The sequence below is a fragment of the Rhizobium ruizarguesonis genome (assembly GCF_012349115.1).
In the GTDB taxonomy this organism is placed as follows: domain Bacteria; phylum Pseudomonadota; class Alphaproteobacteria; order Rhizobiales; family Rhizobiaceae; genus Rhizobium; species Rhizobium ruizarguesonis.
In genome coordinates this window covers 83,770-97,768 of sequence record NZ_PQIG01000068.1, presented here as the reverse complement: position 1 = coordinate 97,768, position 13,999 = coordinate 83,770, and the positions used below count along the sequence as shown (strand labels likewise).

Below are 13,999 nucleotides of genomic sequence, written 5' to 3'. Positions count from 1 at the left end.
TAGAATGTACGGCGAACCAAAGATTCAAATCACACCGATTATCGCGCGACGTCTTATCGGTCTAATCGGTGTAAGACTCGCGAAACCGGTCGCCCCTATGCTTGGCGAAGCCCTAGCAGACCTGATTTTTCGAGCGGCAGCGTTGAACGGGTTGCCAAGCACGAGTTCTTTCGTTCGTCGGACAACTAGCCTTTCACATTCTGGCATAGCTGTGACGCGTGTTGATCTTGCAGCACTTGCCGACAGACTCGGTTGTCCGGTCGGAGTTGAAGATCTCAGACCCTTGGGGTACGCGATAGCGGATAGCTCAGGGGGTGAGCGGAGAAGCGTCCGGCTCAAGCGGGGCACGGGGCATTTAAGTTTTTTTGGCTCGAGGTTGCCCGTGAGACAGCTCATTGGCCATCGCAGGGTCGCGCCCAGATCTCTTGTGCAGTCGAACCACTCGAAAGCGATATGGCACATCAAAGCACTCACATTTGACCCGGTGAGCCACGAAAGACTACTTGAGCGATGCCCGAGATGCAGAGAACTCCTCGATTTCTGGTGTCCCCGTGGTGTTTCGCGTTGTGGGCATTGTGGACCCCTGGTCGATCTTCGTGATTATCCTCAGGAGATTTTGGAAATTGAGGACGCCCAAGCGCTCCGTTTCGTAACCTCACTCATTGACCCGGAAGTTCCTCTAAACCCAAGCGTCCTTCACACCAACCTCCGTGAAATGGACAGCGGAGAAATATTCATGCTCTGCGCTTTCATCGCTGCCGTCCTTGACGAGGTGCAGCAACCAAGTGGCCGCGACTTATCCTTCTCCATAGGCGCTGTTTCGCCGGACAATTTGGCGTCAGCCGGGCGGGCAGTCCTTAATTGGCCGGAGGGGCTGTCTGCGCTGGAGACACGGCTATCGCAAGTTGAGATTTTTGAAAATGCGAAGCCCAGTCTCAATCCCTTTGTGCAAGATCTGACAAGAAGCAAGCACTTTCAAGAGACCACGATCGCAACGGTGCGCGCTGCGCTGGCGACTCCACTGCTAGGTTCATTAACGGCGAAGGGAGACGAACTCCGTGAACCGGAAGTCCACAGCCATTCCTTCCTTCTGAAGCTTCACAAATATGCCCTTAGCTCCGTAGAGGTGCGCGCGCTGAGCGAATCTTTCGGGATTCCGAGAGGAGTACTGTTCGAATGCTTCTTGTCGGGCAGCGTCCATTGCCCAGATAAGAGGCTCACTGCTGCGGCCAACGTTCGTGCAAAAGCTGCCTTTGACTATTTCAATTTCGTCAAACCGAAAGGCAAAGCGGGCAATGTTGGCTTGCGCGTCCAAAGCGTTGTCTCCACGCTGTATTACGGTTCTGCCAATCCGTGGCCCTTTATACTCGGAGGAATTCGCGACCGTGCTCTGCCGATCATTCGAGTGCAGCTACTATCTCCAAATCTGGTGGACACTTTACAGGTGCAGGACTTCGCACCATGGATCGACTTTTGTGGTCGTCTTCCCGATGAATCGAATGCCCCGAAATATCCGATCATACGCGAAGAGATTGCCTTTCATCTCGATGCGCCAAGCAACTCACGTTACGGTGCCGGGACAATCGCCACGTTAACGCAGCTTTCTGCTTTTCGGCGTAAATTCGCTTCTGTCAGAGAAGTACGAAATCGGCTTTTGATGCACGGTCACTCTAGGACCTGTCGCGAGGTGGAGATTCTGCTCGAAGGCTCGAAAGTGCAACGCGTGGATCACCGAAGATTTTCGCTACCCCGTTCAGAGGTGGAAGAATTCATCGAACGATTCTTGGACAAAGAGGGTGTCCTGAATCAAAAACATTCAAATCGGTGAATCAAATTTTTGCGACCTTCAACTAAATCAATGCCTGTTCTGAATCGTTTTGAATTGAGGCTATAATTGTCGTCTGTTCCCGACCTTAATCCCCGGGCTTTCCGCGCACGGGGACAGTAAAGCCGCAGCTGAGCATGATGCCGAAAACCGAGCGGCTTTCGGCTCTATTTTTTGATTTAAATCCGGGTTCAGATTTTTAGGCCGGCCGGCCGCGAATCATCCGCATCTAATGCGCGGCGGTCGGCGTGATGATGCCAAGATTGCCAAGCCCGCTGACGACCAGTTGGACTGCGACTGCGGTCAGCAGAATGCCGAAGACGACCTCCGAGACGATCAGACTGGCAGGCTTCATGCGCTTGGCGAGCGCGTCGATGTTGGTAAACACCACATAGTCCAACGCAGCGACGATCAGGATCAGGCCTATGACGAGTAACGCGCTGGCAATCGAGACGACTTCGCCAGAGGCGATGATGACGACGGTGATGCCGACAGGATTGAGCAGGTAAGGGACCGCAAGTGGAAAGACGGCGATCTTTTCGGGATCGACGGGAAGCTCCGTTTCCTCATGCGGCTTCTCTGTTGGTCCTGATGCCATCTTGATCGCGATAAGCGCGAGGATGATACCGCCGGCGACGGCGACTGCGCCACCCGTGATATGGAGAAGCCGCATCAGCAAAGCGCCAGTGGCAAAAAGGATCAAGGCTGTTACCACTGCGACCAAAACCATCTGGCGGCCGATGCGCGCCTTGGTTTCGGTATCGAAAGCATGGGTCTTCTCCAGAAACGGCACCAGGGCGATCTTCGGCCCCAGGCCGACCAGAAGCAGCAGGAGAAGTTTTCCGACGAGTGCGGCATCGATGACTGTGAAATCCATGGAACGTACCCTCTAAAATTTGTGACCTGGAAATCGAGGTCCTCCCCACTCATGGGAGGGCAGGCGACGAAGAGAACCAAACGAGCTGGCAGTTTTTCTGCCGGATCGCTCAGCGCGGGCACACGTCCCAGAAGCCCGTCGTCTTGGCGGGCGAGGTGTAGTACCAGCATTGACCGGACTGCGGCGGCGTGCCCGCCAGTGAAACGGCGGCAGCTCCAGCGACGAAGCCGATGGCAGCACCTGCGGCGATTGCCGTACCCGGGCGCCAGTAGCGGCGAGGGGCGACGACCACGACGCCGCGCCGGACGGGCGGCCGAACGGCAGGGCGGGTGCTTCCGACTGCAGCGCATCCGCGCGGTCCGCAGGCCGCGGCACCACAGCCTCTCGGGCCGCATGCCGCTACGCCGCGACGGGCTTCGGCCGCCGTGGGAACGAGGACGGGTGCGCAGACCGTCATGATGACGGCAAGTGTCGCAAGCATGTGCGTAGGAATGACCAGGATCTTCATTTCATTTCTTCCTATTGCTCTCGTCTGTGTTCATTTCCTCGAAGATTCCGCCCTCAGGCCGGGTTTGCGGCTGCGGCTGCGTTGTGTGCTGCGAGCGTCTGCTGGGCAGCGGCTGCGACAGCGTCGTCCTTGCCGCCCGAGACCTGAACCGTGGGCACGGCGAGCTTGATGCCGTTTTCGTTGAACGCCTGATGGATCATCCGCAGAGCCCGACGCTTCAGCGTGAACTGCTGGCCGGGAAGGGTCATGACCTTCATGCGCAGAAGCAGGCCGGAGTCCCCCAGGCTATCGATCCCCTGCATCTTCAGCGGCTCGATCGTCGTCGGCTTGAACTCCGGATCCTCGAACAGCTCCAGGCCGATCTTCTTGATGATCTTGCGGGCCTTGTCGATGTCGGAATCGTAGGTGATGGTGATCGTCATCTTCTCGATCACCCAGTCGCGGCTCATGTTCTGCACAGCACCTAGCTCGCTGAAGGGGACGATGTAGACCGCACCGCGGTGGTGCCTGAGCTTGATGGATCGCAAGCTGAACGACTCGACGGTGCCCTTGTAGCTGCCGCTCTGGATATATTCTCCGACCCTGAAGGCGTCGTCGAGCAGGTAGAACATCCCGCTGATGACGTCCTTCACCACCGTCTGCGCCCCGAAGCCGATGGCGACGCCAACTACCCCTGCACCTGCGATCAACGGTCCGATTTCGACCCCCAGCGATGAGAGGGCCATCATGATCGCAATGGCAACGAAGAGGATCATGAGGAAATTGCGAAGGATCGGCAGCAGGGTTCTGATACGAGTGCGCCGCCGCTCCCGTTCGCTGCCGACTTCAAGGACGGCCTCGGTGTCGCCTAACTTGCGATCGATCAGGACTTTCACGACGTTCCAGGCGAGGTCGAGGACCAGGAGAATAATCCCGGCGCTCAGGAGTCCACGCACGAGGCGCAGGGCCGGCGAATCCTGCATTGTCATCTGCGTCAGCCTGATGCCCAGGGCGTCTGCGAGCAGAACGATCGCTCCGACGATCAGCGCCGCCCTTATGCCGCGCTCCACGATCACCGACACGACGGTGCCTCTTTTGTGGCCGTCCTCTTCGGCCGCGGAAGAGCGCAGGATATTGTCGACCGACGCCTTGGTGAGGGCGATGGCGCCGGGCAGCGCTGCACAGACCACCGCGATCCAGAACAGCTTCATGGCTCCGACCACCCACAGCAGCCAGACGGCAACGAAGTAGACCGTCCAGAGCCAGTTCCGCGCCCGTAGGCCGATCCGGCTGGCTTGGCCGGCAGACAATCGGGACGGACGCCTCCAGACGGCTTCGATGCCGATGACGAGGAGCACGAGGCCGAGGCAATAGGCCACGAGTTGCCGGGCCGGGTCGGAAAAGCCAAGGGCGCCGAGCAGGCGGATAGTCACCCAGCCAAAGGCATACCAGCCGACGAGATAGCCCAGGCGCTTCGCCCAGTGGCCAGCGGCATCCCCAGTGATCGGTACGACACGAAACCGGCTCTCTTCTTCAGCCCGTGGCGCCAAAAACACGTCGAAAAGAGCGCTCGCCAGACGGAAGACGACGATCGCGAAGAGGTACCCGACGACGACCTCCCTGATAACAGGCGGCCATTGGAACAACAGGAAGAAGCCGATACTGCCGAGGCCGAAGGAAAGGACGTAACATGCCGCCCACAGAAGCCTTGCAGTCAGTGCGATCACTCTCTCGCGAACCGTCGCATAGGGCGCGCGTGCCATCCATGAGCGCCAGCCGGCGCTGATCCACCAGAACAGCCACTGCGCGGCCAGCCCGACGGCGACGAAGGCGGCGACCAGGAAGATCGGCCGCGTCCCGCCATTCGCCTGGATGTCCCGTTCGAGCACGGCCCCGCCTCGCATCGTCTCCTGAGGAAAGGACTGGATGGCGCCGAGAAGACTTGAGGCATGGGCACGGAATCGCATCGTGAATTCCGAGAATGAAGGGTCTGCGTTCCGGGTTTCCAAGGGCGGTTCCGCCGCGGTCTTGGCTGCTTCCGACTGCTGCTGCAGGAAGCGTTGGACGTCAGGATCCGAGAACATGCCGATAAAGCGCTGGACACTTTCTGGCTGTGGGCTCGCAGGCGTCACGCTCTGCGCCACAGCAATCGAGGCACAAAGGAGAACGGAACCCAGGGCAACCGCCGTGAGAAGTGGTTTAAACATACGGATCTTGCAAAGTAGTGGCATTGTTTATCCTGATCTCTATGAACGTCAGTTTGCCGGTTCCTGAACCGTCATTGCCTGCACGACTCCTTCGATCGGCCTGCGGCGGTGCACTCGGATGCCTTCGGTGGCGTACCCACAGGACCCGCGAGGCCGCTGACCTGGCCGGCATAATTATCTCTGGTATCCGCATCGACGACGGCGACCGGGGCGGCAAGGATCAGGCCGGCTGCGCTGCCCGCCGCCGCCGCCGTGCTCGTCGTCGCGGCAAGGATCTTGTCGCCGAGCCCGACCTTGCTGTCGGTCAGCGTCTGGCCATCGGAAATCCGTGCGCCGATCAGCTGAACGACCTCGGGCGATTCCGCGAACTTTCCGTGGTTCAGACTGTCGCCCGCCTTGACCTTGGTGAGGTCGATCACCGTGATCTGGCTGTCGGCTAGTTCCGTCTTGAAGGGGGCCTGCTCGGGATCGATGGCGCCGAGTCTGGCGACGTCGCCCCATACCCTGCGGGATACCGCGAGCGCGCGGTCGTCTCGCGAAACGAACAAGGTGAACTTCGGATGCTGCTTGCCCATGTCGATGATCTGCTGGCGGAAGACATCGACATCCACGTCGGGCGAGGCCAGCATGACATTCTCGAACTTGGCGGGAAGGCGGCCGTTGCGGATCGCCATTTGGCGAAGCGCTTCCAGCGCCAGCCAGTTCCCCATGGAATGCGCAAGGATCGAGACTTCTTTCACCTCAGGATCCCTGGCGAGATACTGGAAGAGCGTCTCCAATGCGTTACGCGTGTAGTTGGTGCTCTCCCTGTCATAGCCATATGCAAGCAGACTGCCGCGCGAGGGCCATGTCACCAGCACCGGCGCACTATGGACGCCGGAATCCTTGACGATCTGGGCGAAGCGATAGACGGAGTCTTCGAACCGGTTGTTGAAGCCGTGGATGAACACGAGCACGCTGCGGTCGTGGCTCCTCCTGACTGAGGCGCTCAGCCATTTCTTGGCGTCGTCGCGCGTGATCTCATCGGCTTTCAAGGTTGCGAAGTCTGTTGCCGGGTTGGAAGGAAGCCTCCTCGGCCAGGCGACTTCGCCGATCTTGCGGACGTTTGCAGGGGGGATAGATACGGTGATGTCGGCAAAGGCCGGGGCGAGTGCGCGCTCGCCCGTGAACATCTCGCCTTGTATCGTGGAGCGGCTGCGCGTCGTGGCCACGAGCATGTCGACTTTGGTGGAGTTCGGCGCGCTATCGGCAACAGGGATGAGCACGTTCTTCGCGTGGCCACCACATCCGGATAATGCGCAGAGCAGCAGGAGAGCCGAGATCCATTTCAGACCTGGGGAAGTGCCTGGTTGAATTCGGCCATCGCGACATCTTGTGCTCACTGCTGTTCCTCGTAGCGACGTCAAGTTTGAGCAGGCCTCGACGCCGCGCGCTGCGGCTGTCGAAGTCAGCACTGAGGCGAGACTATGCGAAGATGAGATGCCTTACCCGTATGATCGGGTATGTTACGGTCGGGGAGGCAGCATCAGCGGGGTTGCAGATCCGAGGTGTCGGCGGTCGACGCAATTGCATTCGGATCGGGCACGGTCATTCCCGCCTTGCGAAGTCCTTCGATCAGACGGTCGCGATCTTCAGGCTGCATGTTGCGCATTGCGAGTTCCGTTACAACGTTCGGCAGGAAGTCAGGTCGCATGCTGACAAACACCTGTCCTTCCCGCCGGGCGTCGTCCATCATGCCTGCCTCCGCATAGATGATGGCGGCGACAACATGGAAGAGAGGGAACTTCTGCATGTTCGCCTGTCTGATCTCCAGCACGGCGGTGTGGTTGTCGCGGAGCATGTAGGCGGCCAAGGCTCGCGTTCCATGGTAGAAGCCGCCACTTCCTGGGTTCAGAGCAATGGCCTGGTCCAGAAGGTCTGCTCCGCGCTGCCACTGGCCAGCGATCGCAAGCCGGGTTCCGAACTCGCCCATCAGTTCGGTGTCGTTGGGGTTGGTGGCGAGCGCCTGCTCGCCGACGCGAAGTGATTCAGCAAGCTGCTTGTCGAAGAACAGCGCCGTCATCAGCGCTTGAAGTCCGCGCGTATTGTTCGGATCGATCTGCGTTGCGCGCCTGGCGGCATCGAGTGCACGCTGTATGACTGTATCCTGGCCTGATATCGGATTGAACTTGTACCGGTCCTCATCGAGATAGACGATCGACAGCATCGCCCAGGCGGTCGCGTATTTCGGAAACCGCGCCAGTGCGGCCTCGAGGCAATCCCGGACGCGCGCATGCGCTTCGGCGCTCAGCTCCGAGCGATAGGCATAGAAGCGCAGAGTGCACTCATACGCACCGAGGTCGTCCGGCGGCGGACTGGCGGAGTCGATCTGTGCCATGACTCCGTAGGGTTGGGCGATGGCGGTTGCGACCTTTCTGGCGACATCCGTCTGGATCGCAAACAGGTCCCCCGATGCGAGATCATTGTCATAATTCTCCGACCAGAGGATCTCGCCGTCCGACGTATCAAGCAGTCTGGCCGTCACACGAAGGCGCTTTCCCGACATGCGGACACCGCCGGCAAGGAGATAGCGTGCGCCGAATTCGGCCCGGATCTTCGATGCCCCCACATCCGCCGGGAGGGACTTGGACGTTTCGCGACCGAAGACCTTGATCTCCTTGAACCGTGGCAGGATGGTCATCAGTTCCTCGGTCAGGCCGGCAGTGTAGAGCTGCGCCTCCGGCCCTTCGCCAAGATTGGCAAAGGGGGCAACCACGAGGGCCGGACGATCGGGCAATAGGCTTGCGGCGCGTTCGAGCGACGGAGCGGAAGATTGCGCCCCGATCCAATATAGCGAAATAGCCACTGCAGCGAGCGCAGCAGCACCCGGCCACAAGACCCTTCTTGCGCGCCACCAGCGTCCGGGACGGACCTCAGAGGCCGATGTCTCGCCAGCGTCTTCGCCTCCAATGTCGACTAACGCCGGACAGGACCAGGTGAAGGTTGGAACATATCCTCCTTTGGGAATGTCGATCCTGACCGGATCTTGCTGCCCGGCGACGAGATAATAGCGCTCAAGCGACCGCCGCAGCCGTCCGGCCTCGATCCTGACCACCGGATCGTCCTGGGTGAAGCCGGGATCCCGGCCGAACACCTCGATCGCGATCGAATAGGCTTTGATCCGGTTGCCCCGGCCCTCGAGGGTTTCCGAGACGACATAGCGGAGAAACGTGGCGGCGCGACCGACGCCTGGAAATTCAGGGCTGGAGACGACACGTTCCAGCTGCTCCCTGATCTCGTCGGCTTGAGGCACCAGCCCTGAAGAAATGAGCGCTGCAGACCCCTCTGCTGGTATCCACGTCTGCATGTCTGCCCCAATCCCCGTTGAGTCACATCACTGCCAGACCGTATGTTACGGTAACATACTCCACGAACGGATCGTCGTCCACGAAGATTGAGCCGGGCACACGTTGCAGAGGCAGCGTTCCTAATGCCGTTAAGGAGTGAACCATGGACGAAGGCACGACCGCAGTCCGTCGGCAATTTCCAGCCAGGATCGAGGCGATCGATGATCTGTCTGCCCGCAGTGAGGACTTTCGGGAAATCTGCAGGGACTTTGCCGACGCCCAATCGGCGCTGCTAAAATGGAACGTCTCAACCGATCCGAAGCGCGACGAACGCGTCGTCGAATATCAGGAATTGATCGCAGAACTCTCCAAGGAGATAGAGGGCGCGCTCGACGCCTCGGTAGCGCCACCCGCTCGCTGATGCGCGCGACTAAAGTGCGTCGCAAACTTTCAGATTCGCTCCTGGCGCTTTAGGTCGTTATTTCCAACGCATGTCGTCATCGCAAAACCGCTGCACAGTTTTGAGCGACATGCTTTAGGCCGGTGGCAAGCCATCGCAAGGCGTATGTTACGGTTACCTACTTGCGTTCCATCTCCCGGTAACGACCATCGCGACAGACGTCCAGCGCTGAACTTTGCGCGCTGAAACTTTGCGCTTCCACGAAACGAAACGCCTCCAAAGGATATTGCCGTGGTTTCCGAAAACTTGGACGAGCCTGCCATTTCCGCAACGCCTCGGAATCCACTCCGCAGGATAGCACTCATCGTCGTCCTGCTGGCGCTCGCCCTGTTCGTTCTCTCCATCTTCATGGAGCGGCGTACGCCGTCGACATCGCAGGCCCAGGTTCAAGCCTATATCGTCGGCATCGCGCCCGAAGTCACCGGCCGGGTCGTGGAAGTGGGCGTTGCCGACAATTCGCGGGTCGAGGCCGACCAGGTTCTCTTTCGTATCGATTCCGAGCGCTATCAGCTCGCCGTCGACGAGGCGGAAGCTGCGCTTGCAAGCGTCGGCCAGTCGATCGGGGCATCGACTGCATCAGTCGATGCCGCACAGGCCAAGCTCGTCCAGATGCAGGCGGACAGAGACAATCTGCGCGACCAGTATGCGCGGGCCACCGAACTCGTGAAGCGCGGCGTCTTCTCCAGAGCCCGGTTCGATACCGCCAAGTCCGCCTATGAGCAGGCGGAAGCTTCCGTCTCAGGGGCGCAGGCCGACCTTGCCAAGGCGAAAGAGCAGCTCGGCCCAGCGGGAAACGATAATCCGGAACTGCGTGCAGCTCTTGCCGGATTGGAGAAGGCCCGGCTCGATCTGGTGCGAACGATCGTCCGCGCGCCTTCGGCCGGCGTCGTCACCAACCTTCAGCTGACCATCGGCAAGGTGGTCTCAGCCGGCCAGCCGGCGATGACCTTCATCGACGCCGGCACCATCTGGATCAGCGCGGCATTCAAGGAAAACAGCCTGGAGAAGGTCGCCGTCGGCAACAGAGCGGAAATCCTTTTCGACGCGCTTCCCGGTCGACTGTTTCCAGCGACCGTCGAGAGTGTGGGCTTTGGCGTATCGCAAGGCAGCACGGACCCGAACACCGGATTGCCGACGATCCGAAGCGATACCGGCTGGGTCCAGGAGGCACAGCGGTTTCCAGTGCGCCTCATCATCGATGAGGCGCAGAGGCCCAAGGGCGGCGGCCTGCGCTACGGCTCGCAGGTGACGGTCGTCATCTACACCGGCGACAACCCGGTCACCAATGCCTGGGGATCACTCTGGATCCGCATCATGTCGGTATTGACCTATGTCAACTGACAGGAGCCCTGCGGTCGAGGAACAGAAACGCAAGGGGCTGCGGGTCGCGTTCGCAGTCTCCATCGGCTTCACGCTGGCAGTCTATGCTGGGGCTATCGTGCCCTTCCTCGGTCCGCTCTTTGCCGCCCAGTTTCTGCTCGGTAGTTCACGGCCCATGCCGCTTGCGAAGACGGTCGGCGCGGCGATGGTCATGCTGATCGCCGGGATCGCGATGATGGTTCTGACCGACGTCCTCGGCGAGCGTCCCGCACCCTTCCTTCTGGTCCTGGGGTTGACCTATTTTGTGTGTTTTGCCGCGCAGTCGACGGGAAAGGGAGGGCCGGCCGTCTTTCTCGTGCTCGTCGTCGCGATTATCGTGCCTCTGCTCGGCATCCTCAACAAGGAACTCGCCAACTCCATCCTGTCCATCCTGGTCACCGGGGTGTTGTCGGGCACGGTTCTGATGTGGTTTGCCCATGCGGTCTTTCCCGAGCCGTTCTCCCAACAGATCGAGGCGGCGCCGATCGACGAGCGGCCGCCGGCCCTGGGTCGGGCACTGGCCAACACGGTCATCCTTCTGGGCTCCGTCGTGATCTGCCTGACGAGCGACAATCTGACCGCTGCGGCAGTCATTCCGATAACCGTAGCGTCGCTGCTCGGGCAGCTCGACGTTGCCGCGAGCGCGCGTGCGGCGATCGGGCTCGTGCTCGTCAACCTCTTCGGCGGCGTGCTCGCCTCCGTTGCGTATGCCGTGCTATCACTGCGCCCCAATCTTTTCTCGATCTTCCTCATCGTTCTCATCGTGGTCCTCCTCATCGGTGGCCGCGCGGCCGCCCGCTCGAAGGACGCACCGATATTTGCCGGCGCTCTGACGACCTTCCTGATTTTGTTCGGCCTCGGGGTCTCGCCTCTGCCCGGCAGCGCCGCAGAATCCTTCGCCACCCGCATCGTCTATGTCGCAGTAGCCTTGGTCTACGCGCTGCTGTTTGCCGTCATCCTGTGGCCGCGGACGGGGGAAACGAAGAGGATATCGGCATGACTCAGGCGTTCTCTGAGAGCACCCTATCTTGAAGACGTCGGCTGCCTTGAGTTGCGCGACGTTCTTGGCGTTAGCCGCTTCGGTGGCTTCAGTTGACGCCACCCAGAGAACAGAAGACTTCATCAATGTCCGCAAGCACTGCGAACTCGTCCATCTGTGGAAGGATCCGCCCGACCCCAATGGCTTCAGCGAATGCATGAAAGAAAGGCGCTATCGCCTCCATTTCTCGCCGACCTGCCAGACCGGGAGCCGCAGGGCGCAGTGCTACGACCTGCAGCGCTGACTGCCGATGCGTTAGCATCAGGTCTTTGCTTTCAACCCGGCACGGAGGAACTGCCGCCCGTTACCAAGACACTCATTGTTCCCTCCTTTGGGAAGGCTGCCCATCAGGTTGCAGCCTTGATACATTGCGGCTGCGGTAGTCGTTGCGTTGCACGAGCATTGCGAGCGTACGATTGGAAAATGCGGGATTTCCGGTCACTTCCGGGCCGAGCCACGGCGGGCAGGGAGGTTGGTCGCTTTCGTCGGCAAGCTCGATTTCTGCGACAACCAATCCGTCGTGGACGCCACTGTAGACGTCCACCTCCCAAAGGCAGCCACGATGGTTCACCTCATAGCGGGTCTTATCCACCACACTCGTTGCATAGGCGATCATTTCCAGGGCTTCGGCATAGGGAATCTCATATTCGAACTCCTCGCGCCGCAGGCGCCCGGTTCGGAGTTTAATCGTCAGGACGCCGCGTGCGTTATCGATGATCCTGACCCGCACGAAGCGGTTTTTCCTAACCAGCAGGTAGCCTTGGCAAAATGCGGCTCCTTTGGAGGCGTGATCCTGCCAGCTATCGTTTACGACGAGGAATTTTCGCTCAATCTCCGCGGTCATCTTGCCCTCCTTTGTCGTTCCGAACGACGACGAACCTGGATGGCGATGCTTGACGGACTTCCCACCAGGCTCCGCTGTCCGAACTTTAATATCGAGTAGGCAGGGATGCAGCCTCCCTCCCGCTGGATCGTGCCGTTGATCGTCATATGCCGGACAAAACATCCGGGACGAAGGTTGCTAGAGCATGATGCCGAAAAGTGTGAAGCGGTTTTCGGGCGACATCATGCTCTATTTCTTTGATTTAGATGCGGATTCAGATTTCAGGCCGAGTCGGCCTAAAATCATCCGCATCTAGTGCTTCAGATCGAGGATCTGTCCCGACGCCCTGAGCTCCTCCAGTGTTTTACCGAGGCAACTTCCACCGATCGGTTCGCCCAAGGCCTTGGCGGTCCCGCCGACAGATATCGTTCCGGCAAGCTTGCTCGGATTGACATAGGTGGCCACGCCATCCGCCTCCAATCTCGTGAGATAGAAGATCTGGTACAGGCCTTTATATTCGCAGGCTACGGCGATCGGAAATTGATCGAACGGCCCGGCCGCTTGCGCTCGCGAAACGGATATGCCGGCCAAGGGAAGAATGCAGGCAATGGCGATAGACAGCACACGGATCGATGGATAGATCATCACACACTCCTGTTGATTGATAACATCACCGCGCCGGACAGCCGGTGCTGTTCCGGGCGGGCCTTCCTCCTGAAATTGCGGTGTCGTCCCCGCACGGCTTCGATTATTGCATCTGCTCGGCGACCACATCCGGCACAAAATGTCGGATGCTTTTGTCTTCGACATAGTCAGCGGGCCGCTTTTGACGTTTCCCAAGGTCCGGTGCGTTGAACTTCATCGTTTCGTACGGAATCGACTTCAGGATGTGCGAGATGCAGTTGATGCGCGCGCGCTTCTTGTCGTCTGACGGCACGATCCACCATGGGGCGTGCTGGCGGTCCGTCGCCCGGATCATCTCGTCGTAAGCAACCGTATAATCCCACCACCGTTGGTATGACTCGACATCCATCGGGCTGAGCTTCCACTGCCGCAGCGGATCCTCGATCCGCCGTCTGAAGCGCCGATCCTGTTCCTTCTCGCCGACCGTCAGGAAATATTTCAGCAGGGTGATGCCGCTTTCGACGATCGAGGCTTCAAAACCGGGAGCCAACTCAAGAAAGCGCCGGGCCTTTTTCTCGGAGCAGAATCCCATCACCCGGTCGACGCCAGGGCGATTGTACCAACTGCGATCGAATATGACGATTTCACCCGCAGCGGGCATATGTGCGAAGTAGCGCTGCATGTACATTTGCGTCTTTTCGCGATCGGTCGGGGCCGGCAGCGCGACCACGCGAAAGACCCGTGGACTGACGCGCTCGGTAATTCGCTTGATCATCCCGCCTTTCCCGGCAGCATCCCGGCCCTCGAAGATGATCACGACGCGAGCGCCCGATTTTTTCACCCAGGACTGCAGATGCGCGAGCTCGACCTGAAGCTTTACGATTTCCTTGTCGTAGTTCCAGGACTTCTTGCCTTTCTTTTCGTCTACTTCTGTGTCGTCGTCCTGCCGTTTGTTCATCATTTCCTCCATGG

The 13,999-nt window shown here is 59.7% G+C and carries 13 protein-coding genes; 5 read left to right on the top strand and 8 right to left on the bottom strand.

Annotation, left to right across the window (positions count from 1 at the left end; all coding sequences use genetic code 11):
- The first annotated feature begins 736 nt into the window (after window positions 1–736).
- A complete protein-coding gene (locus C3Y91_RS11180) occupies window positions 737–1,828 on the top strand; it encodes a hypothetical protein (RefSeq protein WP_210267740.1) in 1,092 nt (363 codons plus the stop codon).
- Between the two features lie 226 nt (window positions 1,829–2,054).
- Here the strand turns inward: C3Y91_RS11180 and C3Y91_RS11175 are convergent, their stop codons facing one another.
- The 5 genes from C3Y91_RS11175 to C3Y91_RS11155 all read right to left on the bottom strand — a co-directional run bounded on the left by C3Y91_RS11175 (window position 2,055) and on the right by C3Y91_RS11155 (window position 8,742).
- Complete coding sequence (locus tag C3Y91_RS11175; protein ID WP_018074556.1) at window positions 2,055–2,702, bottom strand: MarC family protein; 648 nt, start codon at window positions 2,700–2,702, stop codon at window positions 2,055–2,057.
- A 109-nt stretch (window positions 2,703–2,811) separates the two neighbouring features.
- Window positions 2,812–3,210 (bottom strand): hypothetical protein, encoded by a 399-nt coding sequence (locus C3Y91_RS11170; protein ID WP_018074557.1) that lies wholly within the window; start codon window positions 3,208–3,210, stop codon window positions 2,812–2,814.
- A 53-nt stretch (window positions 3,211–3,263) separates the two neighbouring features.
- Complete coding sequence (locus C3Y91_RS11165) at window positions 3,264–5,420, bottom strand: mechanosensitive ion channel family protein (RefSeq protein ID WP_018074558.1); 2,157 nt, start codon at window positions 5,418–5,420, stop codon at window positions 3,264–3,266.
- Window positions 5,421–5,467: 47 nt separating this feature from the next.
- Window positions 5,468–6,778, bottom strand: a complete 1,311-nt coding sequence (locus C3Y91_RS11160) for an alpha/beta hydrolase (RefSeq protein WP_018074559.1) — start codon at window positions 6,776–6,778, stop codon at window positions 5,468–5,470.
- A gap of 143 nt (window positions 6,779–6,921) precedes the next feature.
- On the bottom strand, window positions 6,922–8,742 hold the full coding sequence (locus tag C3Y91_RS11155; protein ID WP_024322121.1) for an adenylate cyclase: 1,821 nt from the start codon (window positions 8,740–8,742) through the stop codon (window positions 6,922–6,924).
- A 143-nt stretch (window positions 8,743–8,885) separates the two neighbouring features.
- Here C3Y91_RS11155 and C3Y91_RS11150 point away from each other — a divergent pair, with 143 nt between their 5' ends.
- The 4 genes from C3Y91_RS11150 to C3Y91_RS11135 all read left to right on the top strand — a co-directional run bounded on the left by C3Y91_RS11150 (window position 8,886) and on the right by C3Y91_RS11135 (window position 11,824).
- Window positions 8,886–9,143, top strand: a complete 258-nt coding sequence (locus C3Y91_RS11150) for a hypothetical protein (protein WP_018480848.1) — start codon at window positions 8,886–8,888, stop codon at window positions 9,141–9,143.
- Window positions 9,144–9,413: 270 nt separating this feature from the next.
- Window positions 9,414–10,523, top strand: a complete 1,110-nt coding sequence (locus tag C3Y91_RS11145; protein ID WP_168575294.1) for an HlyD family secretion protein — start codon at window positions 9,414–9,416, stop codon at window positions 10,521–10,523.
- A complete protein-coding gene (locus C3Y91_RS11140) occupies window positions 10,513–11,541 on the top strand; it encodes a DUF2955 domain-containing protein (RefSeq protein WP_024322119.1) in 1,029 nt (342 codons plus the stop codon). The genes C3Y91_RS11145 and C3Y91_RS11140 overlap by 11 nt, the downstream gene beginning before the upstream one ends.
- A gap of 28 nt (window positions 11,542–11,569) precedes the next feature.
- Window positions 11,570–11,824: a hypothetical protein gene (locus C3Y91_RS11135; protein WP_075224901.1), complete on the top strand. Its 255-nt coding sequence runs from the start codon at window positions 11,570–11,572 to the stop codon at window positions 11,822–11,824.
- 72 nt (window positions 11,825–11,896) lie between these two features.
- Here the strand turns inward: C3Y91_RS11135 and C3Y91_RS11130 are convergent, their stop codons facing one another.
- The 3 genes from C3Y91_RS11130 to ppk2 form a co-directional block, all read right to left on the bottom strand.
- Entirely contained in the window at window positions 11,897–12,424 is a 528-nt protein-coding gene (locus tag C3Y91_RS11130) for a CYTH domain-containing protein (protein ID WP_024322117.1), read from the bottom strand.
- A 291-nt stretch (window positions 12,425–12,715) separates the two neighbouring features.
- Window positions 12,716–13,048 carry a hypothetical protein gene (locus C3Y91_RS11125; protein WP_018074566.1) on the bottom strand — a complete coding sequence of 111 codons (333 nt, stop codon included), beginning with the start codon at window positions 13,046–13,048 and terminating at the stop codon, window positions 12,716–12,718.
- A gap of 103 nt (window positions 13,049–13,151) precedes the next feature.
- Window positions 13,152–13,997, bottom strand: coding sequence for a polyphosphate kinase 2 (gene ppk2, locus C3Y91_RS11120; RefSeq protein WP_018074567.1), 846 nt, complete (start codon window positions 13,995–13,997; stop codon window positions 13,152–13,154).
- Window positions 13,998–13,999 lie beyond the last annotated feature (2 nt).